The sequence below is a fragment of the Amycolatopsis sp. 505 genome, assembly GCF_031625235.1.
Lineage (GTDB): Bacteria > Actinomycetota > Actinomycetes > Mycobacteriales > Pseudonocardiaceae > Amycolatopsis.
Map to the genome: position 1 here is coordinate 343,142 of NZ_JACKQP010000011.1, position 25,677 is coordinate 368,818.

Consider the following 25,677-nt stretch of genomic DNA (forward strand, 5'->3'; position numbering starts at 1 on the left):
GGGGGTTGCGGACCCCCCCCCCGGTTCACCCCCGGCCCCCCCCCCGGGGGGGGGGCCGGGCGGTTGTGGGGGCGGGCGGGAACCCCCCCCCCCCCCCCCCCACGACGGGTCAGCGGGCCGAGGCGGTGGCTGCGGTCTGGGGGACCAGCTTGTGGTAGGCGCGCAGCGTGTCGGCGGCGACGCGGTCCCACGAGTAGCGGGCCACCGCGCGGTCGTGGCCCGCCGTCCCGTAGGCGTGGCACAGCGCCGGGTCGTCGATCAGCCGGCGGACCCGCGACGCGAGCTCCTTCGGCTGGTGCGGGCGGACCAGCAGCCCCGTGACGCCGTCGACGACCGTGTCGGTCAGGCCGCCGACCGCGGCCGCGACCACCGGGACGCCGCAGGCCATCGCCTCCAGGGGCACGATCCCGAACGGCTCGTACCACGGCGTGCACACCACGGCGTCCGCCGAGCGCAGCAGCGCCGGCATGTCCTCCCGGGACACCTGGCCGGGCCAGCGGACGCGGTCGCCGACGCCGAGCTTCTCGGCCAGCTCCCGCAGCCGCCCCGCTTCGGGGTCCTGGGACAGCCGGCCGCGCTCCGGGCCGCCCGCGATGACGAGCTCGGTGTCCGGGAGCTGGGCCAGCGCCGTGATCGCGATGTCAAACCCCTTGCGCGGGACCAGCCGGCCGACCGCGACCAGCCGGTGCGGCAGCCGGCGGCGGGCGATCGGCCCGTCGGGGGAGAAGCGGCCGAGGTCGACGCCACAGGGGACGATCGAGATCCGCGACCGCGGCACGCCGAGGCGCGAGAGCTCGAAGACCTCGTCGGAGCAGGTGGCGATCACGCGTCCCGCCTGGCGGCCGATGATCCGCTCCAGCCGGATCCGGTCGGCCGGGCTGGTGTCCTGGTCGCCCTGGTAGCGCTTCTTGACCACGCCGAGGGCGTGGAAGGTCTGCGTCACCGGCGTCCCGGTCGCGCTCGCCGCGAGCGACGTCGCCAGGCCGGACATCCAGAAGTGCGCGTGCGCCACGTCCGGGCGTTCGAGCGCCCACTGGTCGCGCAGGAAACTGCCGAACTCGCCCATGTAGGGCAGGAGGTGGTCCTTCGGTTCCTTGCGCGGCGGCCCGGCCGGCACGTGCACGACGCGGTAGCCCTGCGGCGTCCGGACCTCCGGCGGCTCGTCGCGGCTCTCCCGTCGCGTGTAGACGGTGACCTCGTGCCCGGCGCGCACCAGCGCGGCCGACAGCTCGGCGACGTGCACGTTCTGGCCACCGGCGTCGGCTTCGCCCAGTGCGGCGAGGGGGTTGGCGTGCTCGGACACCATCGCGATCTTCATCGGTGAGGCGTTCCCTTCGAGGTTCAGCGGGCCGTCTCGGCGAGGAGGTGGTCCCAAGCGGTCAGGAAGGCGGCCAGCCCGTAGTGCTTCAGGGCGTGTTCGCGGGCGTTCTTGCCGGCGAGCGCGGCGAAGTCGGGTTCGTGCAGGAGCTCACGGAAACCCCGGGCCAGCACGGAGACGTCGGTGGAGAGCACACCCGCGTCGGCCGGCACCGCCTCGACCGCCTCGGTGGCGGCGAAGACGACGACCGGCATCGCCAGGTGCATCGCCTCCAAAAGAGACAGTCCCAGCGACGTCCACCGGGCGGTGTGCAGGTAGACGCGGCGACGGGCGATCTCGTCGTGCAGCTTCGGCGCCGGGACGTCGCCCAGCCCGCGCAGCGGCGCGCCGAGCTCTTCGGTCCCCATGCCGAACACGTCGACCGGAGCCGCCTCGGCGAGCGTGCCGAGCAGGTCGGCGCCGGTGACGCGCTCCCGGCGGACCGGCTCGTTGATCATCGACACGCCGGCGGCGAGCTCGCCGGTGTAGCGCGGGCCCGGATCGGGGATGCCGTGCGGCACGACGGTCACCGGCGCGCGGCCGCAGTCCCACATGGCCGCGTTGAAGTGGGTCACGTGCGCGACGGTGACGTCGGACCGGCCGGCGAGCGGATGTTCACTCGAAGCGGCGTACGGCCGGGGCGCGTTGTGTTCCACGTAGACGGCCGGAACGCCCAGGCGGGAAGCGAATTCGAGCTCCTCCGGGCGTTGCAGCACGACGACGTCGGGCTCGGCTTCGGCCAGCCGGTCGAGCGGTACCTCGGTCACCGACGGCCAGTCCCGCCCCGCCTTGCCGAGGCCCCACGGCGCGCCGTCGGGCGACACCGGCAGGAAGTAGTCGTGGCGGCCGCGGACGAAAGCGTCGGTCCACGAGCCGTGCACGTGCCAGAGCAGTACTCTCAGGCGCCGGGATCCGGGATCGGTCATGACTCCTGGTTTCCCGGAGATCGGCTGTTAAACGTACGGCCGGAGGGGGTACCCGGCCCTCGACCGGCGTGCGCGACGAAGGGACTTCCATCCATGCGGTTCACCCCACGGGGCACCCGGTTCTTCGATCTGCTCGCCGACGCCGCGAAGAACCTGGTCGCCGCGACCGCACTGCTGAGAGACCTCGTCGCCGCCGACCCGGCCGAACGGGACGCGATCGCGAAGCGCCTGCACGAGGTCGAGCACCAGGGCGACGAGCTGACGCACACGATCATGGTGGAGCTCAACAGCTCGTTCGTGACGCCGTTCGACCGCGAGGACATCCAGGCCCTGGCCGCCAAGATCGACGACGTGCTGGACTTCATGGACACCGCGGCGGACCTGGCCGTGCTCTACCGCATCGGCACCTTCCCGCCGGGGATCGACGTCCTGGTCCGGGTGCTCTGCCGGGCCGCCGAGCTGACCGCGTCCTCGATGCCCGGCCTGGCGAAGGTCGGTGAGCTCGAGCCGTTCTGGATCGAGATCAACGAGCTGGAGAACGAGGCCGACCGCGTCTACCGGCGGATCCTGGCCCACCTGTTCGAGCCGGGCGGGGACGCCCTCGAGGTGCTGAAGATCAAGGAGGTCGTCGAGCAGTTCGAGCTGGCCGCCGACGCCTTCGAGCACCTCGCCGACGTGGTGCAGACCATCGCGGTCAAGGAGTCCTGAGTGACGGGGACCGCCGCCCTGGTCACGGTGATCGTCCTGACGCTCGTCTTCGACTACACCAACGGCTTCCACGACGCGGCCAACGCCATCGCCAGCGCGGTGTCGACCCGGGCGCTCACCCTGCGCGCCGCCCTCGTGCTGGCGGCGGTGATGAACCTGGCGGGCGCACTGCTGTCCACCGGCATCGCCGCGACGGTGGCCAAGGGGATCATCGACGTCCCGATGGGGCCGGACGCGCTCACCGTGGTCTTCGCCGCGCTGGCCGGGGCCATCACCTGGAACCTGATCACCTGGTACTTCGGGCTCCCGTCGTCGTCCTCGCACTCGCTGATCGGCGGCATGGTCGGCGCGGCGCTGGCCGCCGCGAGCACCGTGCACTGGGCGGGGATCGCCGAGAAGGTGCTGATCCCGATGGTGGCGTCGCCGCTGCTCGGGCTGGGATTGGGTTACCTCGCGATGGTCGGCGCGCTGTGGCTGCTGCGGCGGGCGAACCCGCACCGCAGCGGCCGGGTGTTCCGCCGGTTCCAGATCGTCTCCGCGTCGGCGCTCGCGCTCGGCCACGGTCTCCAGGACGCCCAGAAGGGCATGGGCGTGATCGTCCTGGCGCTGGTGGCTGCGGGGCAGCAGACGACGTTCTCGGTGCCGTTGTGGGTGACCCTGGTGTGCGCCGCGGCCTTGTCGCTGGGCACCTATTCGGGTGGCCTGCGGATCATGCGGACGCTCGGCAGGCGAGTCTTCCCGCTCGACCCGCCGCACGGGTTCGTCGCGGAGTCCGTGGCTTCGTCGGTGTTGTACGTGACGGCGTTCGCGGTCAAGGCGCCGATCTCGACCACGCACGTCATCACGGCGGCGATCATGGGCGTCGGCGCGACCCGGCGGCTGTCGGCGGTGCGCTGGGGGATCGCGCGCGACATCGTGCTGGGCTGGGTGCTGACCTTCCCGGCCGCCGCCGCGGTGGCGGCCGCCGTCTACCTGGTGGCCGACCTGCTCACCTGAGTTTGCCCGCCGCCCTCCGCGGGAAGCCGGGGCGAAAGACCCCCGCCCGCGGAAAGGGAGAGCCATGAAGGCAGTGACCTGGCACGGCAAGCGCGACGTTCGCGTCGACGAGGTGCCGGACCCGAAGATCGAGGAGGCCACGGACGCGGTCGTGCGGATCACCTCGACCGGGATCTGCGGCTCCGACCTGCACCTGTACGAGGTGCTGGGTGCGTTCATGACCGAGGGCGACATCCTCGGCCACGAGCCGATGGGCGTGGTCGAAGAGGTCGGGCCGGAGGTCACGAACCTCAAGCCGGGGGACCGGGTGGTCGTCCCGTTCAACATCTCCTGCGGCCACTGCTGGATGTGCGAGCGCGGCCTGCAGTCGCAGTGCGAGACGACGCAGGTGCGAGAGCAGGGCAAGGGCGCGGCGCTGCTCGGCTACACCAAGCTCTACGGCCAGGTCCCCGGCGGCCAGGCCGAGTACCTGCGCGTCCCGCAGGCGCACTACGGGCCGATCAAGGTCCCCGACGGCCCGCCGGACGAGCGGTTCGTCTACCTCTCCGACGTCGTCCCGACCGCCTGGCAGGCCGTCGAGTACGCGAACATCCCCGACGGCGGCACGGTCGTCGTGTTCGGGCTCGGCCCGATCGGGCAGATGAGCTGCCGGATCGCCCGGCACCGCGGGGCCGGTCAGGTGATCGGCGTCGACCTGGTGCCCGAGCGCCTCGCCCGCGCCCGCGAACACGGCGCCACCGCGCTGGACACGCGTGACCACAAGGAAATCGGCGACTCCATCCGCCAGCTGACCAACGGGCGCGGCGCGGACTCGGTGATCGACGCGGTCGGCATGGAGGCGCACGGCGCCCCGGTCGGCAAGCTCGCGCACACGCTGGTCGGGCTGCTGCCGCAGCCGCTGGGGGAGAAGATCACCGAGAAGGCCGGCATCGACCGGCTGAGCGTGCTGTACGCCGCCATCGACAGCGTCCGCCGCGGCGGCACGATCTCGCTGTCCGGCGTCTACGGCGGGATGGTCGACCCGATGCCGATGATGGAGCTGTTCGACAAGCAGATCCAGCTGCGGATGGGCCAGGCCAACGTCCGGCACTGGCTCGACGACGTCATGCCGGTGCTCACCGGCGACGGCGACCCGCTCGGCGTCGAAGGCTTCGCCACGCACAAGCTGCCGCTGGAAGACGCGCCGCGGGCGTACGAGATCTTCCAGAAGAAGCTCGACGGCGCCCAGAAGATCCTGCTGCAGCCGTAACCCCTTGGGAGGGAACTGACTCTTGCGAGCCGTCACCTCGCTGCCGTACGAAATCACCGAGGAAGACCACGTCCGGATCCCGATGTCCGACGGGACCGTGCTGTCCGCCCGCATCTGGCGGCCGGTCTCGTCGGACGCCGAGCCGGTGCCGGCGATCCTCGAATACATCCCCTACCGCAAGCGGGACCTCACCGCGCCCCGCGACTCGATCCACCACCCCTACCTCGCCGGGCACGGGTACGCCTGCGTGCGCGTGGACATCCGCGGCACCGGCGAGTCCGAGGGCGTCCTGGCCGACGAGTACCTCGAACGCGAGCAGCTCGACGCCGAGGAAGTCCTCGAGTGGATCGCCGGGCAGCCGTGGTGCACCGGTGACACCGGGATGATGGGGATCTCGTGGGGTGCGTTCGCCGCGTTGCAGGTCGCGGCCCGGAAACCGCCGAGCCTGCGCGCGATCGTGATCTCGTCGTTCACCGACGACCGCTTCGCCGACGACATGCACTACATGGGCGGCTGCCTGCTCTCGGACAACGTCGCCGAGTCCGGCACGATGTTCGCCTACGCGACGCTGCCGCCCGACCCGGCGGTCGTCGGCGAGCGGTGGCGCGAAATGTGGCTGGAGCGCCTCGACAACTGCAGCCTGTGGATCGAGAACTGGCTCGGCCACCAGCGCCGCGACGACTACTGGCGGCACGCGTCGGTGTCGGAGAACTACACCGACGTCCAGGTGCCGGTGCTGGCCTCCAGCGGCTGGGCCGACGGCTACTCCAACGCCGTCATCCGGCTGCTGGCCCACCTCGACGTTCCCCGCCGCGGCCTGATCGGGCCGTGGTCGCACAAGTACCCGCACCTCGGCGAGCCGGGCCCGGCGATCGACTACCTCCAGGAGGTCGTGCGGTGGTGGGACCACTGGCTGCGCGGCGAGGAGAACGGCGCCATGGACGGGCCGATGCTGCGCACCTGGATGCAGGAGAGCGTGCCGCCGTCGACGTCCTACGAGGACCGCCCCGGCCGCTGGGTCGGGGAGGCCACCTGGCCGTCCCCGCACGTCGAGCCGCAGGAACTGCCCCTGGCCCGGCACCGCCTCGCGCGGCCGGGCGAGGACGTGACCGACGAGGCCCTGACCGTGTCTTCGCCGCTGTCGGTCGGGCAGTTCTCCGGGAAGTGGGCGTCCTACAGCGCCCCGCCGGACCTGCCCTACGACCAGCGCGAAGAGGACGGCGGGTCGCTCGTGTTCGACACCGACGTGCTCACCGAGCGCTGCGAGATCCTCGGCTCGCCGATGGTGCGGCTGGAGGTTTCGGCCGACCAGCCGGTCGCAATGATCGCGGCGCGGATCTCGGACGTCGCCCCGGACGGGCGGGCCACCCGCGTCACCTACGGGCTGCTCAACCTGACCCACCGCGACGGCCATGACGAACCGACGCCGATGGAACCGGGACAGCGGTGCCTGGTGGAGATCGAGCTGAACGCCGTGGCGCAGGCTTTCCCGGCCGGGCACCGGATCCGGCTTTCGCTGTCCACGTCGTACTGGCCGCTGGCCTGGCCGCCGCCGACGCCGGTCCTGTTGAGTGTCCACACCGGACACAGCGCGCTGGAGCTGCCGGTGCGCCCGGTCGCCGAGCCGGACGAGCTGCCGGCGCGGCCGTTCGGCGAACCCGAAGGCGCGCCGCCGATGTCCGTGACGGCCGTGACGCCGGGGGAGCAGCGCTGGACCGTCTCGCGGGACCTCGTCGGCTACCGGTCGGCGCTGGACATCGTGAAGGACGCCGGGACGGTCCGGTTCGACGACCTCGACCTGGAAGTCACCCGCGACGTCCGCGAGCGCTACAGCTGGGTGGCCGACGACTTCTGCTCGCCGGTGGCGGAAACGGCGTGGGACGTCACCTTCGCGCGCGGCGACTGGGTGGCCCGCAGCGAGACCCGCACCCGGGTGTCGTGCACCGACACCGAGTTCGTCATCGACGCCCAGCTCGACGGCTACGAAGGGGCACGCCGGGTCGTGTCGCGGAACTGGCACCGGCGGATCCCGCGCGATCTGGTCTGAGTTTCACTTTCGCGACACCGGGTAAGCCTTTCGGGTGCGTATCGTGATCACCGGGGCGACCGGGAACGTCGGAACGGCACTGCTGGCCGCGCTGGAGCCCGGCCACGACGTGGTCGGGCTCGCGCGGCGGCTGCCGGACACGACGGCCGAGCCGTACCGCCGGGCGGGCTGGCGAGCCGTCGACGTCGGCCACCCCGGCGCCGAAGAGGAGCTGGCCGAGGTGTTCGCGGGGGCGGCCGCCGTCGTGCACCTGGCGTGGGCGATCTCACCGGTGCGCGGGGACCCGCCGATGTGGCGCACCAACGACCACGGCACCCGGAACGTGCTCGCCGCCGCGGCGGCCGCCGGGGTGCCGCACCTGGTCGTGGCCTCGTCCGTGGCCGCCTACGGGCCCGCGCCCCGCTGGGAGAAGGTGGCCGAGGACTTCCCGTGCGACGGCATCGCGGGCAGCGCCTACAGCCGCGGGAAGGCCGCGCTGGAAGCCCTGCTGGACCGGTTCGAAGAGAAGTACCCGCAGGTGGCGGTGGCGCGGATCCGGCCGTGCGCGATCCTGCACCGGGAAGCGGCGGGCGAGTTCGCGCGCTGGCTGCTCGGCCCGGCGGTGCCCGCCCACCTCGTCGGCGGGCGGCGGCTGCCGGTTCCGCTGTGGACGGACCTGCGCGCGCAGATCGTGCACACCACCGACGTCGCCGAAGCGATCCGGCTGATCCTCGACCAGGGGTTCTCGGGTGCGGTCAACCTCGCCGCGCCGGAGGTGCTCGACGCCGACGCGCTGGCCGGTGTCCTCGGGGGAGCGCGCCTCCCGGTGCCGAAGCCGGTGGTGCGGCTCGCGACCCGCGCGGCCTGGCTGGGCGGGGTGCTGCCGGTGCACCCCGGCTGGCTGGAACTGGCCGACCGGGCGGCGCTCGCGGACACGACGCTGGCGGAGACCGCGCTGGGCTGGCAACCTCGGTATGACGCCGCGGCCGCGCTCGCCGACCTGGTCACCGGGCTCCGGTCGGGCGCGGGAGCGGCGAGCCCGCCCCTGGCCCCGCCGCGCCGCGACGGGGTCCTGGCCCGGCTCCGCTCGCTCACCCGGGTCGGGCCGAGCCACCAGTCGCAAGCCTGACCAGCCGGGAGGCCGGAGTGAGTACGGAAGCCGTCGACGCGGTGGTGATCGGCGCCGGCCACAACGGCCTGGTGGCGGCGAACCTGCTGGCCGACGCGGGCTGGTCGGTGCTGGTCCTGGAGGCGACCGAGCACGCCGGCGGCGCCGTCCGCACCGCCGAGGTCACCGAGCCGGGCTTCCGCAACGACCTCTTCAGCGCGTTCTACCCGATGAGCGCGGTGTCCCCGGCCATCCGGGGCCTGCGCCTGGAGGAGCACGGCCTGCGCTGGCGGCACGCGCCCGAAGTCCTGGCGCACGTGCTGCCCGACGACCGGTGCGTCCTGCTGTCCCGCGACCTCGACCGCACGGCGGCGTCGGTCGAGGAGTTCGGCGACGGCGACGGCGACGCGTGGCGGCGGCTGTTCCGGCAGTGGCGGGAGATCCGCGAGCCGCTGCTGGAGACATTGTTCACCTCGTTCCCGCCGGTCCGTCCGGCGTTGAAGCTGCTGCGCCGCACGGGAACCGGCGACGCGCTGCGGCTGGCGCGGATGCTTACGCTGCCGGTGCGCCGCTTCGGCGACGAGATGTTCGCGGGCGAGGGCGCGAAACTCCTGCTGGCCGGGAACGCCGCGCACAGCGACCTTTCGGTGGACAACGCCGGCAGCGCGGTGTTCGGCTGGCTGATGGCGATGATCGGCCAGGACGAAGGTTTCCCGGTGCCGGTGGGCGGCGCGGGGGAGCTGACCGCGGCGCTGGTCCGCCGCCTGGAGTCCCGGGGCGGACGTGTCCACTGTGGACGTCCGGTGACCGGGGTGCTGGTCGCCGGCGGACGGGCGCTGGGCGTCCGCGACGCCGCCGGAGACCCGGTGCGGGCCCGCAAGGCGGTGCTCGCCGACATCCCGGCGCCGCTGCTCTACGGTTCACTGCTCGACCCGGCCTGGTTGCCGTCCCGGTTCCTCGAGGACCTCCGGCGGTTCCAGTGGGACAGCGCGACGGTCAAGGTGGACTGGGCGCTGTCCGGCCCGATCCCGTGGACGGCCGAAGCGGCGCGCGGCGCGGGCACGATCCACCTGGGCACGGACCTGGACGGCCTGTCGGCGTTCGGCGGCGAGCTCGGCCGCGGCCGGACCCCGCGCCGCCCGTTCCTGCTGCTGGGCCAGATGACGACGGCCGACCCCTCCCGCTCCCCGGCCGGGACCGAATCGGCGTGGGCGTACACGCACGTCCCGCGCGGCACGATGGAGAACCGCGCGGCCCTCGACCGCCGGGCCCGGCGGATGGAGGAGACGGTCGAGGCCAACGCGCCCGGGTTCACGGGCCTGATCAAGGCCCGGTACGTCCAGGGCCCGGCCGAGCTGGCGGAGCACGACCCGGGCCTGGTCGGCGGCGCGGTCAACGGCGGCACCTCGGCGATCCACCAGCAGCTGTTCTTCCGCCCGCTGCCGGGAACGGGCCGCCCGGACACCCCGGTGGACCGCCTGTACCTGGCAGGCGCCTCGGCCCACCCGGGCGGAGCGGTCCACGGCGGCCCGGGAGCGAACGCGGCCCGCGCGGCCCTGGCCCGTTCAGGCCGCCTCGGCGGCGGCTACGCGGCGGTGATCCGGGCCGCCCACCGAGCCATCTACGGCTGACCCCCGCTTCGGTCACCCGCCCGGCGCCCTCCGCCGTGTCGACCCCCCAATCACGCGTGTCGACTCTCCAATCACGGGTGTCGACCTCCCAATCACGCGTGTCGACTCTCCAATCACGGGTGTCGACCTCCCAATCACGCGAGCTGCCCCTTCAATCACGCGTGTGGACTCTGCAGGCACGTGGGCCGACCCCGTAGGTACGCGGGCCAACCTTCCGGGCGCGCGGGCTGACCGGCTCGGTACGCGAGTCGGCTCTTCCGGCGCGCGGGCTGGCCGTCTCCGTACGCGAGCCGGCCCTTCCGGTGCACGGGCCGACCGGCTCGGTACGCGAGTTGGCCCCTTCCGGCGCGCGGGCTGGCCATCTCCGTACGCGAGCCGGCCTTTCCCACACGCCAGCCGACCGTTCCGGTGCGCGGGCCGGCCGGGCGGGGGCGTCCGGCTAGGGGTTGGGGTGGCCGTGCTGGGCGCGGGCGTGTTTGCCCATCGCCAGGTCCGCGAGCCGGGCGAGGGACTCCGTGTTGCGTGGCTTGGCGATCAGCGCCTGCACCACCTCGGGCAGCACCTTGCCGGGGCCGCGGACGATGTGCTCGGTCATCCGGACGAGCGTCTGCCCGTCGCCGTGGGGGACCAGCGTCAAGCCGACCGCCGCGGAGCCCAGTGGCCAGCCGTGGGCCTCCAGCGACAGCGACAGGCCCGGCTCGACCGCGCGGACCACCGTCACGTCCTGGATGTGCACCGGCCACGGGCCCACGCTGTGGTGGATGCGGGAGCCGACCGCGGGCCAGTCTTCGTCGACGTCGCGGATGTGGGAGCTGCCGACCACCCAGCCGGCGTACATCCAGCCGTCGGCGAGCACGGCGAACACGGCGTCGGGTGGTACGTCGATCACGCGGCTGACCTCGGGCACGGCTTCCTCCTGGTTCGGGTGACGAAACAGGCATACCCACTCCCGGACGGGGTATGCCCGCCCCGACGAAGCAGGAGGTGGCGACGGTGGCCAGACACGGGAAAGAACCCGAAGGACCCGGGGACCTGTCGAAGCGGTCGTGGGGTGGGGCGCTGAAACGGACGTTCAAGCAGTTCAACCGCGACAACCTCACCGACTGGGCCGCGGCGCTCACCTACTACGGCGTCCTGTCGCTGTTCCCGGGCATCATCGTGCTCACCGCGATCCTCGGCCTGCTCGGTCCGGACAAGATTCAGACGGTGATCGACAACATCAACCAGGTCGTGCCGGGCCAGGGCAAGGACATCCTCGTCGGCGCGATCCGGGAGCTGACCGGCTCGCGCAGCCTCGCCGGCCCGCTGGCGATCATCGGCCTGCTGGGTGCGCTGTGGTCGGCGTCGGGCTACATCGGCGCGTTCATGCGGGCGTCGAACGCGATCTACGGCATGCCGGAGGGGCGGCCGGTGTGGAAGACGATCCCGCTGCGGATCGCGTTGACGGTCGGCATCGTGGTGCTGCTGGCGGCGTGCGCGCTGGGCGTGGTGGCGACGGGCGCGGTGGCCCGCCGGCTCGGCGACCTGATCGGCCTCGGCTCGACGGGCGTGCTGGTGTGGGAGATCGCGAAGTGGCCGGTGATCGCGCTGCTGGCGAGCCTGGCGTTCGCGTTGCTGTACTGGGTGGGCCCGAACGTGCGGCTGCCGGGCTTCAAGTGGCTGACGCCGGGCGGGCTGCTGGCGGTGGTGCTGTGGGTGCTGGCGTCGGCCGGGTTCGCGCTGTACGTCGCGAATTTCGGTTCCTACAACAAGACCTACGGTTCGCTGGCCGGGGTGATCGTGTTCCTTGTATGGTTGTGGATCTCCAACCTCGCGATTCTGCTGGGGGCCGAGCTGGACGCGGAGCTGGCCCGCGGCCGCACGATCGAGGCGGGCCGCGCGGACGACCAGGAGGAGCCGTTCCTGCCGCCGCGGGACACGAAGGCGATGGACGACGACGAAGCCGCGGCGGTGGCGGAGTCCGAACGGAAGTGAGCGGATGGCCTGCCGGATCACCGAGCTGGTGCTGGACTGCCACGACCCGGACCGCTTGGCCGAGTTCTGGTGCGCGGTCCTCGGCTACGAGGTGATCGGCCACGAGCCGGACGGCCTGGCCTTGGGCCCGCCGGGAGCGGCTTTCGGTGAGGGGCCGGTGACGCTCATCCTCGCCCAGACGGACAACCCCCGCCGAGGCAAGCTCCCGCTGCACCTCGACGTGAGCCCGGCGGGGGTCGATCAGGAGACGGAACTGGCGCGCTTGACGGCGTTGGGCGCCCGGCCGGCGGACGTGGGCCAGACGGGCGAGGAGTCGTGGGTGGTCCTGCAGGACCCGGAGGGCAACGAGTTCTGCTTGCTGCGCAAGGACGTGGGCTCCGCCTGAGGTCGCGGGGGAGCGGAGGCCTTGCTGCGGCGGGCGGGCGAGTGCCCAGGCCCTTGCTGCGCAAGGATGCGGGCGCGGCCTGAGGCCGCCGAGGCGCGGAGACCTGCTGCGGCGAGCGGGCGAGCGCCCGGGCCCGCCGGGGTTCGTTGAGCGCACCCGCGGGCCGCCTTGGGTGCATTGGCATCCGCGGGCCGCCCTTGGGCGCATTGGCACCCGCGGGCCGCCTTGGGCGCGCTGGCGGCTGACTGGGTGCCTCAGCGTTCCTCGGCCGCGCAGCGACGCCACTGCACCGCATCCCCGGCCCGATCGGCGTGCCACACCGGCTCCGCCTCCGTCTCCCAGGTCGGCACCAGCCGGTCCGTCACCACCCTTCCCCGCACCACCCGGCCGAACAACTCGACCCCATCCCGCCGCCGGGCCGCCGGGATCCACGCCGGAAACCGGGCCGCAGGCAGCTTCCGTTCCACCCACTCGCGCGCCGACCCTTCACTCCCGTGATCGGACTCGACGATGCTCGCCACCGTGCCCTCACCGCCCACGGTGAGGGCGATCGAGGCGCGCCAGCGGACTGCCGAAGTCGTCATCCCCTCCAGGGTCCCCGACCGGTGCAGCCCCGGGCCAGTACACGTTCGGATGGATCCCACCGTACCTCCCACTCCACACCGTCACGACGCGTTCAGCAGCCGCGCGCACGCCCTCTCCAGCACCGCCCGCGCCTCGTCGCCGTCCAGCCGTGCTGCCCTCTTCAACGCCGGGGCGATCGTGCGCTCCGCGCGATAGGCCTCCACGAGCCGGGGGTCCACATAGGACGAGCGGCAGACCGCCGGCGTGTTGCCCAGCGCCGTGGAGACCTCCTTCATCACCTTCGCCTCCGCGCGCTTGCGGGCCGTCTCGGACGTCGGGGGGTCCGCGGCCGCGAAGGCCGCCGCCGCCAGGACCGTCGCGTTCCACGTGCGCATGTCCTTGGCCGTGCAGTCCTCGCCCGCGAGCTCCTTGAACCGCTCGTTGATGTCGGCCGCGTGGACTTCGTGCCACGTGCCGCCCTCGCGGTAGACCAGCAGCCGGTCGCTCTCCGACCGGCTGCGCAGCAACGCCTTCACCACCGACGCCAGCTCGGCGTCGCAGATGGCCACTTCGCGATCGAGACCGCCCTTCGCGACGTAGCAGAACCGGCACTCGTCACCCCGGACCGCCGCGTGCGAACGCAGCAGCGTCGCGACGCCGTGGGTGCCGTTCTCCTCCGCATACTCCTCGCCGCCGGTGCGGAAGATCCCCCGATCGAGCATGCGCAACGCCGCCGCGAGGACCCGCTTGCGCGTCAGGCCGCGTCCGGCGAGGTCTTCCGCCACCGACGAACGCCAGGCCGGCAGCCGGCGCGCCATCTGCAGCACGCGGTCGTGCTTCTCCTCGTCGCGGTCGCGCCGCCACTGCTCGTGGTACAGGTACTGGCGCCGCCCCGCGTCGTCCGTGCCGACCGCCTGGACGTGCCCGTTCGGGTACGGGCAGATCCACACGTTCCGCCAGGCCGGCGGGATCACGAGGTCCTTGATCCGGGTCAGCAGCTCGTCGTCGGTCACCGGTGAACCGTCGGGCATGGCATAGGAGAACCCGCGGCCGCGGCGGATGCGCTTGATGCCCGGGCCGCGCAGGTCACTGCGCCGGAGTCTGGTGCGTCCCACCGCCGCGAAATACCCGCCCGGCGTACCGGGAAACCATGATTGCCGCCCCCAGCGGCGGGTAGCCGACGGGAGAAGCACGGAAGGAGCACGGATGACCACCGCAACCAAGCCGCTCGCCGTCGTCACCGGCGCGTCGAGCGGGATCGGGCTGGAGCTGGCGAAACAGTTCGCCCGGCACGACTTCGACCTCGTCCTGGCCGCCGAAGACGCCGAGCTCGCCGCGGCCGCCGACGAGGTACGCGCGTGCGGCGCGCAGGTCGAGGCGGTCCGCACCGACCTCGCCGCCCCGGACGGCGTCGAGGAGCTCGTGCGCCGGGTCGCGGACCGCCCGGTGGAAGCACTGGCCGTCAACGCCGGCGTCGGCATCAACGGCGAGTTCGCCGGGGACACCCGGCTGGAGGACCAGCTGACGGTCGTCGACCTGAACGTCCGCTCGGCCGTGCACCTGGCCAAGCGGGTGGTGCCCGGCATGGTCGGCCGCGGCCACGGCCGGGTGCTGTTCACCTCGTCCATCGCCGGCACGTCGCCCGCGCCCTACCAGGCCGTCTACGCCGCCTCGAAGGCGTTCTTGACGTCGTTTTCCGAAGGCCTGCGCGCCGAGGTGAAGGACAAGGGCGTCACCGTCACCGCGATGCTGCCGGGCCCGGTCGACACCGAGTTCTTCGAACGCGCCGGCATGGAAGACACCAAGATCGCCGCCGGCGACAAGGACAGCCCGGCCGAGATCGCCGAAGCGGGCTACGAAGCGCTGACGGCCGGCAAGGACAAGATCGTTCCCGGCGCGGTGAAGAACAAGCTCCAGGCGGCCGGCTCGCGCGTCCTGCCCGACCAGGCCAAGGCGAAGCAGCAGGGCAAGATGATGCAGCCCGGATCGGCGGACGCATGAGCGTGATCGAGGACGTCACCCGCAAGGCGAAGCAGGTCCAGCGCAGCTACGCCGGCGGGGAAGACCGGCCGCTGGGCGGGTACGTCGCCGCGATGGGTGCCTACAGCGGCCTGGTGGGCGGGCTGACGCTGCTCGGCCGCGCCGCCGGGGCCCGGTTGCCGCAGCGGTTCGGCGTCGGCGACACGGTCCTGCTGGGCGCGGCGACGTTCAAGGCCAGCCGTCTCCTCGCCAAGGACGCCGTCACCAGCCCGCTGCGCGCCCCGTTCACCCGGTACGAAGAACCGGCCGGGGACGACGAGCTGAACGAGTCCGTCCCGGCCAAGGGGCACGTCGAGCACGCGGTCGGCGAACTCGTGTCGTGCCCGTTCTGCCTGAACGTCTGGGTCGGCACGGGACTGGCCGCCGGCCTGGTGATCGCTCCGCGCGTGACCCGCCTCGCGGCGACGATGCTGACGGCCGTCGGCCTGGCGGACGCCCTGCACCTGCTGTACGACGCGGGCAAGAAGTTCGCGTCCGGTTAGCCAGGGCTTGCGCCGCGGCTCATTCCGGGCCGCGGCGCAGCGGGCGGACCGCCGGGCCCTGCACCACTTCGCCGTCGACGCCGAACCGCGAGCCGTGGCACGGGCAGTCCCAGGTCTTCTCCGCGTCGTTGAACGAAACCAGGCAGCCCAGGTGGGTGCAGTGCGCGCCGACGGTGTGCAGCTTTCCGGCGTCGTCGCGGTGGGCCGCCACGAGCTCGCCACCCACGCGGACGACCTCGGCCTCGCCGGGCCGGAGGTCGTCGAGCTTCTCGGACCGCCACAGCGCGGCGACGTGGTCGCCGACGAGGTACTTCGCGACGGTCAGGTTGTCCTGGGCCACCTCGAGCACGGACCGCACGTCGAAGCGGTTGGGGTCGAACAGGTCCGCGGCCGGGTGCGGCTCGCCGAGGATCCGCGCCGCCAGCACGTGCCCCGCGGCCGTGCCACCGGTCATGCCCCATTGGCCGAAGCCGGTGGCCACCCACAGGTTCTTCGTCCCCGGCAGGTAGCGGCCGACGTAGGGCAGCAGGTCGGGTGTGGACATGTCGTGCGCCGACCAGCGGTGGGTGACGCGGTGCAGGCCCGCGTGCTTGTCCGCCCAGTCCGCGAGCCGCCCGTACCGGCGTCCGACGTTGACGTGCGCGCCCACCCGGTAGTGCTCGCCGCCGGCGATCACCATCGGGGTGCCCTGCTCGGTGTAGCCGCGCACGGAGTGGTGCGTGTCGGCGTCGAGGAACATGCCCTCGGGCGCGCTGTTCGCGGCCGCGGGGCCGGCGACGACGAGATCGCGCACCGGGTCGAGCCGGGCGAAGTACAGGCCGCGGTCGAGCACGGGGTAGTGGGTCGCGACGACGACTTCGCCCGCCACGACGTCACCCCGCGAGGTCCGGACGGTCTGGCCGTTGAGCGCGGTCGCCCGGGCGTGCTCGACGATCGTGCCGCCCGCCCGCTCGATTTCCGCGGCCAGGCCGAGCAGCCACCGCCGCGGGTGGAAGTGCGCCTGCCCGGTGGTCCGCACGGCCCCCAGCGCGGGCACGTCGAGCGCCACGTCCTCGGTGAAGGACGCCGCGAGGCCCGCCGCGGCGGCCGCGTCGGCCTCCTGCTTGAGGGAGTCGACGGTGCTTTCCCGGGTCGTGTAGACGTAGCTGTTGGCGCGGGTGAAGCCGCAGTCGATGCCGAGCTCGGCCGCGGTGGCCGCCACCCATTCGAGGGCCGCCGACTGGGTTCCGGCGTAGGCCTTCGCGGCACCGGCGCCGTGGCGGGACGTCAGGTCCGCGTACTTGGCCCCGTGCTGGGCGCTGACCTTCGCGGTGGTGTGGCCGGACACCCCGGCCGCGACCCGCTCGGCCTCCAGCACGACGACCGACCGGCCGGCGCGCGCGAGCAGCAGCGCGGTGGTGAGCCCGGCGATGCCCGCCCCGAGCACCGCGACGTCGGCGGATTCCGGCACCGGGACGGCGGTGCGATCCGGGGCGGGAGCGGTTTCGACCCACAGCGAGAGCGGTTCGGGCAGGGCTGTCATGCCTTCGGATGCCCGCTGAACGCCCGGCCAAACCGGCCATCCGGCCCGTTTCGGCCGCGCGAAAACCCGGGTAGCCCCAGCTCATGAGTACCGACATCTTCGTGATCGGCCTGGACGAGGAGAACCAGCGCGTACTGGATCGCCTGCCGTGGGCCGGAAGCTACCGGTTCCACGGGCTCCTGACCCCCGAAGAGCTGCAACACGGCGAAATCGACTTCGAAGCGCTGCTGAAGACAGCGCAGCACGAACTCGACGCGTTCGACGGCGAAGTCGGCGCGATCGTCAGCTACTGGGACTTCCCCGCCGCGACGCTCGTACCCATCCTGTGCGGCCGCTACGGCCTGCCCAGCGTTTCGCTCGAAGCGGTGCTGAAGTGCGAGCACAAGTACTGGAGCCGGCTGGAGCAGAGAAAGGTGATCGACGAGCTGCCGAACTTCGGCGTCGTCGACCTCGACGACGAACGGCCCGCCCCGCCGGAAGGCGTCGGTTACCCCATGTGGCTCAAGCCGGTGAAGTCCTTCTCCTCCGAGCTCGCCTTCAAGGCCGAGAACGACGCGGAATTCGCCGACGCGGTGGCCGAGATCCGGGCCGGCGTCGGCCGGGTGGGGGAGCCGTTCGGTTACGTCCTCGACCAGGTCGACCTGCCGCCGGAGATCGCCCGGGTCGGCGGGGCCGCCTGCCTTGCGGAAGAAGCGCTGCACGGCGTCCAGGCGGCCGTCGAAGGGTATGTCTACCAGGGCGAAGTCACCGTCTACGGTGCGCTCGACTCGATCAACTACCCGGACAGCTCGTCCTTCCTGCGCCACCAGTACCCGTCGCAGCTGGGGGAGGAGCCGGTCCAGCGGATGCGCGACGTCGCCGAGCGCGTGATGAAGCAGATCGGCTTCGACAACGGCACCTTCAGCATCGAGTTCTTCTGCGACCCCGACTCCGGCCAGGTGTGCCTGCTGGAGATCAACCCGCGGCACTCGCAGTCGCACGCCGAGCTGTTCGAGTTCGTCGACGGCGTCGCCAACCACGAGATCATGGTCCGCCTCGGCCTGGGCCAGGACCCCGGCCGCCGGCCCCGCAAGGGCACCTACCAGATCGCCGGCAAGTGGTACCTGCGCCGGTTCGAGGACGGCGTCGTGACCCGCGTGCCGACGCCCGAGGAGATCGCGACGGTGCAGAACCGCATCGACGGCACCCAGATCGAGATCGTGCCGGAGGTGGGGCAGCGGCTGTCGGACCTGCCGGAGCAGGACAGCTACAGCTTCGAGCTGGCGCACCTGTTCGTCGCCGGGCACACCGAGCACGAGATGGTGCAGAAGTACCAGGCGTGCGTGGACGCCCTGCCGTTCGAATTCGACTGAGCACGGAAAAACCGGGGGTTGCGTTCGGACAGTCCGAACGCGACCCCCGGTTTTTCGTTTGCTTCAGCCGGACTGCGGGTCGCTGTCGTCGTGCTCGTCCCCGGTCGACGTGCCCTGCTCGCCGCGAAGGGTCTCGCGCTGGGCTTCCGGGGTGTCGCCGTGCGGGTCGTCGCCCCGGGCGCCTTCGGCGGGGTCGGTCGGGTGCTGCGTGCGCTCTTCGGACGTCATTTCGTCCTCCTTCACGGTCGTTTCCGCAGCGGATACCCCCGCCGCGCACGGCTCAACCCCCGGCGTTTGCCGCGAAGATCGCCGGGTAAGCCGGGAGCGACGCGGTTGTCACCGGCGATCGCGCCGGGACCGCGGTGAGGTGAAGGAGACCCAGATGACCACGTCGGCGGAACCCGTCCGCCCGGGCCCCTTGGCCGCCCGGTCCGTCGTCCACTCGCCCGTGCCGCCCGCCCCGCGGATGCTGCGGCTGCCCGGCGTCTACCGCCCCCAGGAAGACACCGCCCTGCTCGCGTCGGCGATCGCCGAGCTGGCGATCCCGCCCGGCGCCCGCGCCCTCGACCTGTGCACCGGCACCGGCGCGCAGGCGATCACCCTGGCCCGCCGCGGCGCGGGAACCGTGCTGGCGGTGGACCTTTCGCGCCGGGCGCTGGCCTCGGCGCGGCTGAACGCGCTGGTCCGGCAGCTTGCCGTGCGCCCGTGCCGGGGCGGCCTCGCCAGAGCGCTGCGCGAGGGCCCGTTCGACGTCGTCGTGGCGAATCCGCCGTACGTGCCGTCCCCGGCGGCGACGGTCCGGGCCACCCGGGGCTGGGACGCCGGCCCGGACGGTCGCGCGCTGCTGGACCCGCTGTGCGCCGCCGCGGGCACGCTGCTGCGCCCGGGTGGGACGATGCTGCTCGTGCAATCGGCTCTGTCCGATGTGGACAAGTCGCGGGAAATGCTGGCCGCGCAGGGCTTGCGGGCCACGGTGGCCCGGCACGCCCGGATCCCGTTCGGCCCGGTCCTTTCCGGACGGACGGAGTTCCTCGAGGCGGCCGGGCTGATCGAGCCCGGCCAGCGGGTGGAAGAGCTGGTGGTGCTGCGTGCCGAACGCTGAGCGTGGGCCTCGCCGGGTGACCGTCGTCCCGGGCGGCCCGATCCTGGTGGAGGGACCGGTCGAGCTGAGCACACCCGAGGGCGAGCTGGTGCGCTCCGACCGGTTCTTGGTCGCGGTGTGCGCGTGCCGGCGGAGCAAGCGGTTCCCGTTCTGCGACACCAGCCACCGCAAACGCGTCCGCACCCAGGCGGACGACTGACGGGCGATGGCCTCCCGGTCCAGCCGGGAGGCCGTTTCGCCTCAGCTCCGCAGGGACGACCGGCCGGCCTTCCAGCGGCTCAGCACCTGCTCGCCGAAGCGGCCCTCGAGGAACTCGGTCGCCTGGATGCCGAACACGATGTCGGCGGCCAGCTCGGGCTCCTGCTCCAGCAGGTCGCCGAGCACGTCGTGGCGCATGACCTGCTCGTGCACCGCGTCGGCCTCGATGTGCTCGGTGTAGAAGAACCGGCACGCCTCCGGCGCGTCCAGGCGCCGCAGGGCCTGGTCCATCCGCTGCGCGGACGGCGCCGTCGTGATCTCCGCCGCCGCGAAGTGCCCGCACAGCGCGCCCCGCAGCGACCGGTGCAGGCCGAACAGCGACATCATGTTGACCACCGCCAGCATCGAGCCGGGGACCTGGTCGATGAGCTCCAGGTAGCCGTCGGGCAGGCCGGCCGCGCGCAGCAGGTCGGCGTAGAGGCGGGCGTGCACGAGCTCCGCGCGGCCGCCGCCGAACTCGTCGAACTCCACCGCCACCAGCGCGGCCTTGGCGCGGCCGCGCAGCCGCGGGATCACCCACGCGTGCGGGTCGGCCTCCTTGTGGTGGTAGATCGAGCGGTGCGTGAAGTACTCCCGCAGCTGCGTCCAATCACCGTGGTCGCGCAGGTGGTGCGAGACGCCTTCGACGTCGATCGGCTCGACCAGCAGGCCGTCGAGTTCCGCTTGGACGTCGTCGCCGCCCGCCACGTTGTCGCGCAACGCGGCGAGGAACCGGGCCTCCAGCGCGCCGCGCAGGCGCAGCAGCTCCGGGTCCCACTCCCAGTCGGGGGACACGCCCGGCAGGCCCTGGTAGTGCAGTTCGTAGCACAGGTGCAGGGCCAGCTGGAGGTCGTCGCCGAGCGGGTCGGCGTCGGCGAGACCGTCGAAGTCCAGGTCGGCCCGCGGCTGTTCGCGCAGGAGGATGCCCAGCACCGAAGCCGAAAGCGGGCCTCGCGCGGCCGGCAGGGTGGCCGCCGCGGTGGTGGAAGTCGTCATGGTCCCGGCTACCCGGTCAGCAGCGTTCCATGCGCGGCGGGCACGGTCGCCGCGGTGAGCCACCGCACCGCGGCCGCCGTCTCCTGGCCGGCCACCGCCCGCTGCTGCGTGGCCCCGGTACCGCCGTCGCGCACCGCGTCGACGAGCTTCCGGACCTCGGCCAGGTCACCGCTGTCTTCCAGGGGCGCCCGGACGTGCGCGAGGAGGTCGTCGACGAGCGTCCACGCCGGACGGCGGGTCGCCTCGGCGGCGTCCACCAAGTCCCCGCCGAGGCCGTGGCGCGCGGCGGCCCACACGGCCGCGGCGGCCACCTGCGGGGACAGCGGCGTGGCCTCCCGGCCTTCGGAGAGCTCGGCGAGGGCCCGCTGCACCAGGGCCCGGCTGAGCAGGGCCTGCAGCACGGCGTGGTCGACGGTCAGGGCGGTGTCGGCGACCCGGAACTCGACCGTCGGGAACCGGCCGGACGGGCGGGCCAGCCAGAACGTCTGGTCCGGGTCGACCAGCGCGCCGCAGTCGACCAGCGTGTCGACGGCCCGCCGGTACTCGGCGTACCCGCGCAGGTGCGGGGCGACGCCGGAGCCGGGGAAGCGGGACTGAAGGACCATCCGCCAGCTGTGGTAGCCGGTGTCGCGCCCGTGGTCGAACGGCGAATTGGCGGACAGCGCGAGCAGCGTCGGCAGCCACCGGCCGAGGTGATTGACGACGGCCACCGCGGTGTCGGGATCGGGCACGCCGACGTGGACGTGGCACCCGCAGGCCTCGTAGTCGGCGACGACCGCGCCGTAGACGGCGTCGATCTCGGCGTACCGGCCGGTGCTCGCGGGTGGCTCCGCGGCCGGCCCGGGCCCGACCGGCGTCCCGGTGGCCAGCAACGCGCAGTCTTCGGCCGCGGCGGCGCCGGCCAGCACCCGGCGCGCGGCGGTCAGCTGGTACCGGAGCTCGTCGGCGGTCGTGCAGACTCCGCTGGCGGCTTCGAGCTGCGTCAGCCGCAGCTCCCGGTGCACCCGGACGCCGTCGGGCAGCGGCCCGTGGTGGCGGTAGCGGGCCAGCACCGGCTCGGCGCACGGCGAAGCGTGCCCGGTGCGGGGGTTCACGAGGAGGAACTCCTCTTCGACGCCCATCGTGGGCGGGCCGTCGGACATGGGCAGCCTCCTTCCGGACCGGCTGGGGTTACCCGCTCCGGCCGCGGAAATGCGCCTGGACCCGGGGCTTGTTTCGCGGTTCGGCAGCCGCGGGTACCTCGCACTCATGACAACTCACGAGCGGTTGCGGGTGGTCGGCGCTCCGTCGTCGCACCGCCTGCCGTCACCCCGCGCCCCGTCCGACGGCGACCAGGGGAGCCACCTCCGCTGGAAGAGCCCGGACGCAGTGGTCGTGGAGGTCACGGGCGAGGTGGACCTGTGTTCGGTGACCGCGTTGGCGGCGGTCCTGGACGAGCACGTCCGAGCACGCCCCGGAGTGCTGCGCGTGGACCTCGGCCAGGTGTGCTTCCTCGGCGCGGCGGGCATCCGCGTGCTGTTGCGGGCGCACCGGTACGCCGAGGCGGTGGGCGTTCACCTGGTGATCGACCCCGGCCGGTCGCATGCCGCGGTCCGGGCATTGGAATTGCTCGACCGGCTTCAGGATTAGGCTCAATCCGACCATCCTTCCGGCTTCGGCGACGTACATCTCCGCTGCCTTGCACTCGCTCGACCTTTGCTCAGCGCGCCTCGCGTAGGCCGCGTGTGACTGAACATTTACGCATCGCGCCAGTGGGGATTGCCGGGCCTCATTGTGTGGGGGTGCGAGGCTTCCTAGTCGCCGGTGAGCAGGTCGACCACGTCCTCGGCCCGCTGCCGTTCCCCGAACCGCCGCCGCTGGCGGTCGGCGCCGCCGCCTTCGGCGGCCAGGCGGGCCGTCCCTTCTCGCGCGAAGTCCAAGTCCCCGGCCGCTTCCAGGGCCGGGGCCGTCAGCTCCACCAAGTCGTCCAGTACCGCCTTCGCCGGCTCCAAGTCCCCGCTCTTCGGGTGCGGGCAGCAGCCGGTCACCCCTTCGCGTGACGCCCGCCAGAGCTGCGCGCGCAGCACCTCGTTCGACAGCTGCGGCGCCGGGCCGTCGTCGGCCAGTGCCGTGGCGACCAAGCCTCGCGCCAGCACACCCAGCAACACCGCGTCTTCCGGCACCGCCGCGACGTCGGCGATGCGGAACTCCAGCGTCGGCTGCTTGTCCGAGAGCCGGACGTCCCAGTAGATCATTCCGCGGTCGAGGATCGAGCCCGCGCGCAGCCAGCCGTCGACGATGCTCTCGTACTCGTCCAGCGAAGCGAAGCGCGGCGGTGGTCCGGCCGAGGGCCAGCGGCTCCACTGCTGGTAGCGCCAGCTGCAGTAACCCGTGTCGTAGCCGTCGGAAATCGCCGAGTTCGCCGTCACCGTGAGCAGCGCCGGCAGCCACGGCCGGATGCGGTTCAGGACCTGGACGCCGCTCTCCTTGTCCGGGATCGCCACGTGCACGTGACACCCGCAGGTGAGCGACGTCCGGGCGGTGGCGCCGAAGTGCTCGGCCATCCGCTCGTAGCGCGGGTTCGGCGTGATCACGGGCGGGTTCGTTTCGGACAGCAGCGGGGACGCGGCCGGCAGCACGCGGTACCCGCGCCGGCGGGCGGCGCCCGCGAGGTCATCGCGCAGCCCGCGCAACTGGCGCAGGGCTTCGGTGTGGGTCCGGCAGACGTCGGTGGCGGCTTCGGCCTGGGACCGCGTCAGCTCGTGCTGCAGCTCGCCTTGGTCGTCTCCGGCGGCTTCGGCCGCGTCGACGACGTCGTCGCCGGCGTGGGACAGGTGCCCGTGGCGGTCGACGACGAAGAACTCCTCTTCGATGCCGAACGTCAGCACATCGCCCGTCGGTTGGTTCACCGGTGTTCTCCTGGGGGTCGGGGACCGGACGAATACCCGGCGGACGGTTCGGGCAAACCGGGTTTTCCCGCGCGCGCAGCGGGTATCCGACCGTCCATGTCGACCGACGCCATCGTGCTGCTCAAGAACGATCACAAGACCGTGGAGAAGCTGTTCAAGCAATTCGAGAAGGCGGGGGAGGAGGCGTACGACGAGAAGCGCCGGATCGCCGACTCGATCATCGAAGAGCTGACCGTCCACGCCTACATCGAGGAGGAGATCTTCTACCCGGCCGCGCGGGAAGCCGTGCCGGAGACCAAGGACCACGTGCTGGAAAGCGTGGAGGAGCACCACGTCGTGGTGTGGATGCTGTCGGAACTGCTCGGCATGGACCCGAAGGACGAGACCTTCGACGCCAAGGTCACCGTGCTCACCGAGAACGTCCGCCACCACGTCGAAGAAGAAGAGGACGAGTGGTTCCCCGAGGTCCGCTCGGCGATGGGCCGCAAGCAGCTGCAGGAACTGGGGCAGCGGATGATCGACGCCCGCTCCGACGCCCCCAAGAACCCCCTGGAACTCAAGAGCGCCAAGGCCTGACGGAGGGGGGGCGCCGCTTCCCGGGAAGCGGCGCCCTCGCGGTCACTGCTTCGCGACGACCCGGATGGACTCGAGTTCGGAGTCGGCCGGGTCGGGCAGCTGCATCCCCGCGCGGAGCCCGCTGCGCAGGTAGTCGAGCATCGGCTGGGTGATCACCTCGCCGGGCAGCACGCCGGGCGCCCCGGGCGGGTACGGCGTGATCATCTCGGCCGCGATCCGGCCGGCCGCTTCCGCCACGGGCACTTGCTCGGTCTCGCCGAAGAACGCGTCGCGCGGCAGCATCGCCGTCTCCAGCTCCATCTCCCGCGGCGACGGCAGATCCACCTTCGGCGGCTTTTCGAACGACGGCGCGGCCTTCACCAGCGCTTCGACGGCGTCGAGCAGCGTGCCCGCGGTCCCTTCGTCGTCGGCGTGGGTGAACTGGGCCACGATCCGCCGGTGGTCGGACAGGCCGACCGTGACGCGCCGGTTCGCGCGCAGCCAGTCGGCGGCCTGATACCCGCTGATGCCGAGGGAATCGAGGTCGAGGACGACCTTGAGCGGGTCGGCCGAGTCGGCGAGGTCCGGGCCGAGCAATTCGTCGTGCAGCACGGTGACGCCCAGCTCGCCCAGCCGGCCGCGAACCGACTCCACGAGTGTCAGCGCACCTTCGAGCAGTTCCTTGCCGTGCTCGGCCATCTGGCGGCGCCAGCCGTCGAGGGCCGCGTAGACCAGGGAGCTCGCGCTCGTCGTGCCCAGCAGGTCCTCGCGCGCCTTCAGCACCTTCGGGTCCACGCGGTCGCCCTGCAGGTGGAAGACCGAGCTCTGCTCGACCGCCGCGCCCATCTTGTGCACGCTCGTGACGCACACGTCGGCGCCGACGTTCATGCCCCACGGCGGGAGTCCGTCGTGGAACGGCAGGTGCGCGCCCCACGCCTCGTCGACGATCAGCGGCAGCCCGCGGTCGTGGCACCACTCGGCGATCGCGCGCAGGTCGCCGCAGGTGCCGTAGTCGGTCGGGGTCACGACCAGGGCGCCCTTGACCTCGGGATCGCGCTCGTGGGCCTCCGCGAACTCCCGGACGCCCGGCGGGTGGCTCAGGTGCCGTTCGGCGTCCCAGTGCGGCCGGACCCAGACGGGCCGGACGCCGCTGACGATCAGCCCGGAGATCACCGACTTGTGGACGTGCCGCGGCACGAGCAGCTTTTCGTGCGGACCGGCGACGGCGAGCATCGCGCTCTTCACCGAAAGCGAGCTGCCGCACGTCGAGAAGAACGTGTGCTCGGCGCCCACCGCGTCGGCCATCAGCTCCTGCGCTTCGGCGAGCACGCCCTGGCGCATCAGGCGGTCGTCGAGGCCGTTGAGCGCGATGACGTCGGACTTGAAGACGTCGGCGCCGACGATGTCGAGGACCCGGGGATCGACGCCGCGGCCCTGTTTGTGGCCGGGGGCGTTGAACGGGACGTAGCCGGCGCTGTGGTAGTCGCGCAGCGCCTCGAGCACCGGTGCCTTGCTGTGGTCCATGGCGCCGGAGTAGCCGGACGTGGTCCGCGGGAAACACCCCGGTGGCGTGACCGCG

The 25,677-nt window shown here is 72.6% G+C and carries 26 protein-coding genes; 15 read left to right on the top strand and 11 right to left on the bottom strand.

Features of this window, described 5'->3' with window-relative positions; translation table 11 throughout:
* Positions 1-109: 109 nt before the first annotated feature.
* A complete protein-coding gene (locus tag H5965_RS37040; RefSeq protein WP_310975693.1) occupies positions 110-1,318 on the bottom strand; it encodes a glycosyltransferase family 1 protein in 1,209 nt (402 codons plus the stop codon).
* A 23-nt stretch (positions 1,319-1,341) separates the two neighbouring features.
* On the bottom strand, positions 1,342-2,283 hold the full coding sequence (locus tag H5965_RS37045; RefSeq protein WP_310975694.1) for a glycosyltransferase: 942 nt from the start codon (positions 2,281-2,283) through the stop codon (positions 1,342-1,344).
* Positions 2,284-2,376: 93 nt separating this feature from the next.
* Between H5965_RS37045 and H5965_RS37050 the strand changes: the two genes are divergently transcribed.
* The 6 genes from H5965_RS37050 (at position 2,377) to H5965_RS37075 (ending at position 10,001) form a co-directional block, all read left to right on the top strand.
* Positions 2,377-2,991: a DUF47 family protein gene (locus tag H5965_RS37050; RefSeq protein WP_310975695.1), complete on the top strand. Its 615-nt coding sequence runs from the start codon at positions 2,377-2,379 to the stop codon at positions 2,989-2,991.
* Positions 2,992-3,987 carry an inorganic phosphate transporter gene (locus H5965_RS37055; RefSeq protein WP_310975696.1) on the top strand — a complete coding sequence of 332 codons (996 nt, stop codon included), beginning with the start codon at positions 2,992-2,994 and terminating at the stop codon, positions 3,985-3,987.
* A gap of 64 nt (positions 3,988-4,051) precedes the next feature.
* The gene (locus tag H5965_RS37060; RefSeq protein ID WP_310975697.1) at positions 4,052-5,236 is read left to right on the top strand and encodes a zinc-dependent alcohol dehydrogenase; all 1,185 of its coding nucleotides are present in this window, start codon (positions 4,052-4,054) and stop codon (positions 5,234-5,236) included.
* Positions 5,237-5,258: 22 nt separating this feature from the next.
* Positions 5,259-7,283: a CocE/NonD family hydrolase gene (locus H5965_RS37065; protein WP_310975698.1), complete on the top strand. Its 2,025-nt coding sequence runs from the start codon at positions 5,259-5,261 to the stop codon at positions 7,281-7,283.
* A 34-nt stretch (positions 7,284-7,317) separates the two neighbouring features.
* Positions 7,318-8,391, top strand: a complete 1,074-nt coding sequence (locus H5965_RS37070; protein ID WP_310975699.1) for an NAD-dependent epimerase/dehydratase family protein — start codon at positions 7,318-7,320, stop codon at positions 8,389-8,391.
* 17 nt (positions 8,392-8,408) lie between these two features.
* Positions 8,409-10,001: an NAD(P)/FAD-dependent oxidoreductase gene (locus H5965_RS37075; protein ID WP_310975700.1), complete on the top strand. Its 1,593-nt coding sequence runs from the start codon at positions 8,409-8,411 to the stop codon at positions 9,999-10,001.
* 439 nt (positions 10,002-10,440) lie between these two features.
* Here the strand turns inward: H5965_RS37075 and H5965_RS37080 are convergent, their stop codons facing one another.
* The gene (locus tag H5965_RS37080) at positions 10,441-10,908 is read right to left on the bottom strand and encodes an SRPBCC family protein (RefSeq protein WP_310975701.1); all 468 of its coding nucleotides are present in this window, start codon (positions 10,906-10,908) and stop codon (positions 10,441-10,443) included.
* Positions 10,909-10,961: 53 nt separating this feature from the next.
* On the opposite strand from H5965_RS37080, the gene H5965_RS37085 reads away from it, so the two are divergent.
* Both H5965_RS37085 and H5965_RS37090 read left to right on the top strand, forming a co-directional pair.
* Positions 10,962-11,975 (top strand): YihY/virulence factor BrkB family protein, encoded by a 1,014-nt coding sequence (locus H5965_RS37085; protein WP_310975702.1) that lies wholly within the window; start codon positions 10,962-10,964, stop codon positions 11,973-11,975.
* Positions 11,976-11,979: 4 nt separating this feature from the next.
* A complete protein-coding gene (locus H5965_RS37090; protein ID WP_310975703.1) occupies positions 11,980-12,360 on the top strand; it encodes a VOC family protein in 381 nt (126 codons plus the stop codon).
* Between the two features lie 254 nt (positions 12,361-12,614).
* On the opposite strand, the gene H5965_RS37095 is transcribed toward H5965_RS37090, so the two are convergent.
* A complete protein-coding gene (locus H5965_RS37095; RefSeq protein ID WP_310975704.1) occupies positions 12,615-12,944 on the bottom strand; it encodes a hypothetical protein in 330 nt (109 codons plus the stop codon).
* 81 nt (positions 12,945-13,025) lie between these two features.
* Complete coding sequence (locus H5965_RS37100; RefSeq protein ID WP_310975705.1) at positions 13,026-14,039, bottom strand: DNA topoisomerase IB; 1,014 nt, start codon at positions 14,037-14,039, stop codon at positions 13,026-13,028.
* Positions 14,040-14,130: 91 nt separating this feature from the next.
* Here H5965_RS37100 and H5965_RS37105 point away from each other — a divergent pair, with 91 nt between their 5' ends.
* Entirely contained in the window at positions 14,131-14,925 is a 795-nt protein-coding gene (locus tag H5965_RS37105) for an SDR family NAD(P)-dependent oxidoreductase (RefSeq protein ID WP_310975706.1), read from the top strand.
* Positions 14,922-15,446, top strand: coding sequence for a DUF1360 domain-containing protein (locus H5965_RS37110; RefSeq protein WP_310975707.1), 525 nt, complete (start codon positions 14,922-14,924; stop codon positions 15,444-15,446). The genes H5965_RS37105 and H5965_RS37110 overlap by 4 nt, the downstream gene beginning before the upstream one ends.
* 19 nt (positions 15,447-15,465) lie before the next feature.
* Here the strand turns inward: H5965_RS37110 and H5965_RS37115 are convergent, their stop codons facing one another.
* Positions 15,466-16,968: an FAD-dependent oxidoreductase gene (locus H5965_RS37115; RefSeq protein ID WP_310975708.1), complete on the bottom strand. Its 1,503-nt coding sequence runs from the start codon at positions 16,966-16,968 to the stop codon at positions 15,466-15,468.
* A gap of 83 nt (positions 16,969-17,051) precedes the next feature.
* Between H5965_RS37115 and H5965_RS37120 the strand changes: the two genes are divergently transcribed.
* Positions 17,052-18,320 (top strand): ATP-grasp domain-containing protein, encoded by a 1,269-nt coding sequence (locus H5965_RS37120; RefSeq protein WP_310975709.1) that lies wholly within the window; start codon positions 17,052-17,054, stop codon positions 18,318-18,320.
* Between the two features lie 63 nt (positions 18,321-18,383).
* On the opposite strand, the gene H5965_RS37125 is transcribed toward H5965_RS37120, so the two are convergent.
* The gene (locus H5965_RS37125; protein ID WP_310975710.1) at positions 18,384-18,548 is read right to left on the bottom strand and encodes a hypothetical protein; all 165 of its coding nucleotides are present in this window, start codon (positions 18,546-18,548) and stop codon (positions 18,384-18,386) included.
* 154 nt (positions 18,549-18,702) lie between these two features.
* Between H5965_RS37125 and H5965_RS37130 the strand changes: the two genes are divergently transcribed.
* Positions 18,703-19,422 (top strand): methyltransferase, encoded by a 720-nt coding sequence (locus H5965_RS37130; protein WP_310975711.1) that lies wholly within the window; start codon positions 18,703-18,705, stop codon positions 19,420-19,422.
* Positions 19,409-19,621 carry a CDGSH iron-sulfur domain-containing protein gene (locus tag H5965_RS37135; protein WP_310975712.1) on the top strand — a complete coding sequence of 71 codons (213 nt, stop codon included), beginning with the start codon at positions 19,409-19,411 and terminating at the stop codon, positions 19,619-19,621. Before H5965_RS37130 ends, H5965_RS37135 begins: the two co-directional genes overlap by 14 nt.
* A gap of 41 nt (positions 19,622-19,662) precedes the next feature.
* Here the strand turns inward: H5965_RS37135 and H5965_RS37140 are convergent, their stop codons facing one another.
* Both H5965_RS37140 and H5965_RS37145 read right to left on the bottom strand, forming a co-directional pair.
* The gene (locus H5965_RS37140) at positions 19,663-20,655 is read right to left on the bottom strand and encodes an iron-containing redox enzyme family protein (RefSeq protein ID WP_310975713.1); all 993 of its coding nucleotides are present in this window, start codon (positions 20,653-20,655) and stop codon (positions 19,663-19,665) included.
* Positions 20,656-20,663: 8 nt separating this feature from the next.
* On the bottom strand, positions 20,664-21,797 hold the full coding sequence (locus H5965_RS37145; protein WP_310975714.1) for a glutamate--cysteine ligase: 1,134 nt from the start codon (positions 21,795-21,797) through the stop codon (positions 20,664-20,666).
* Between the two features lie 106 nt (positions 21,798-21,903).
* Between H5965_RS37145 and H5965_RS37150 the strand changes: the two genes are divergently transcribed.
* The gene (locus tag H5965_RS37150; RefSeq protein WP_310975715.1) at positions 21,904-22,284 is read left to right on the top strand and encodes an STAS domain-containing protein; all 381 of its coding nucleotides are present in this window, start codon (positions 21,904-21,906) and stop codon (positions 22,282-22,284) included.
* 164 nt (positions 22,285-22,448) lie between these two features.
* Here H5965_RS37150 and H5965_RS37155 read toward each other — a convergent pair whose 3' ends face one another.
* The gene (locus H5965_RS37155; RefSeq protein ID WP_310975716.1) at positions 22,449-23,543 is read right to left on the bottom strand and encodes a glutamate--cysteine ligase; all 1,095 of its coding nucleotides are present in this window, start codon (positions 23,541-23,543) and stop codon (positions 22,449-22,451) included.
* A 96-nt stretch (positions 23,544-23,639) separates the two neighbouring features.
* On the opposite strand from H5965_RS37155, the gene H5965_RS37160 reads away from it, so the two are divergent.
* Positions 23,640-24,119 (top strand): hemerythrin domain-containing protein, encoded by a 480-nt coding sequence (locus H5965_RS37160; RefSeq protein ID WP_310975717.1) that lies wholly within the window; start codon positions 23,640-23,642, stop codon positions 24,117-24,119.
* A 42-nt stretch (positions 24,120-24,161) separates the two neighbouring features.
* Here H5965_RS37160 and H5965_RS37165 read toward each other — a convergent pair whose 3' ends face one another.
* Positions 24,162-25,622, bottom strand: coding sequence for an aminotransferase class I/II-fold pyridoxal phosphate-dependent enzyme (locus H5965_RS37165; protein ID WP_310975718.1), 1,461 nt, complete (start codon positions 25,620-25,622; stop codon positions 24,162-24,164).
* Positions 25,623-25,677: the final 55 nt, after the last annotated feature.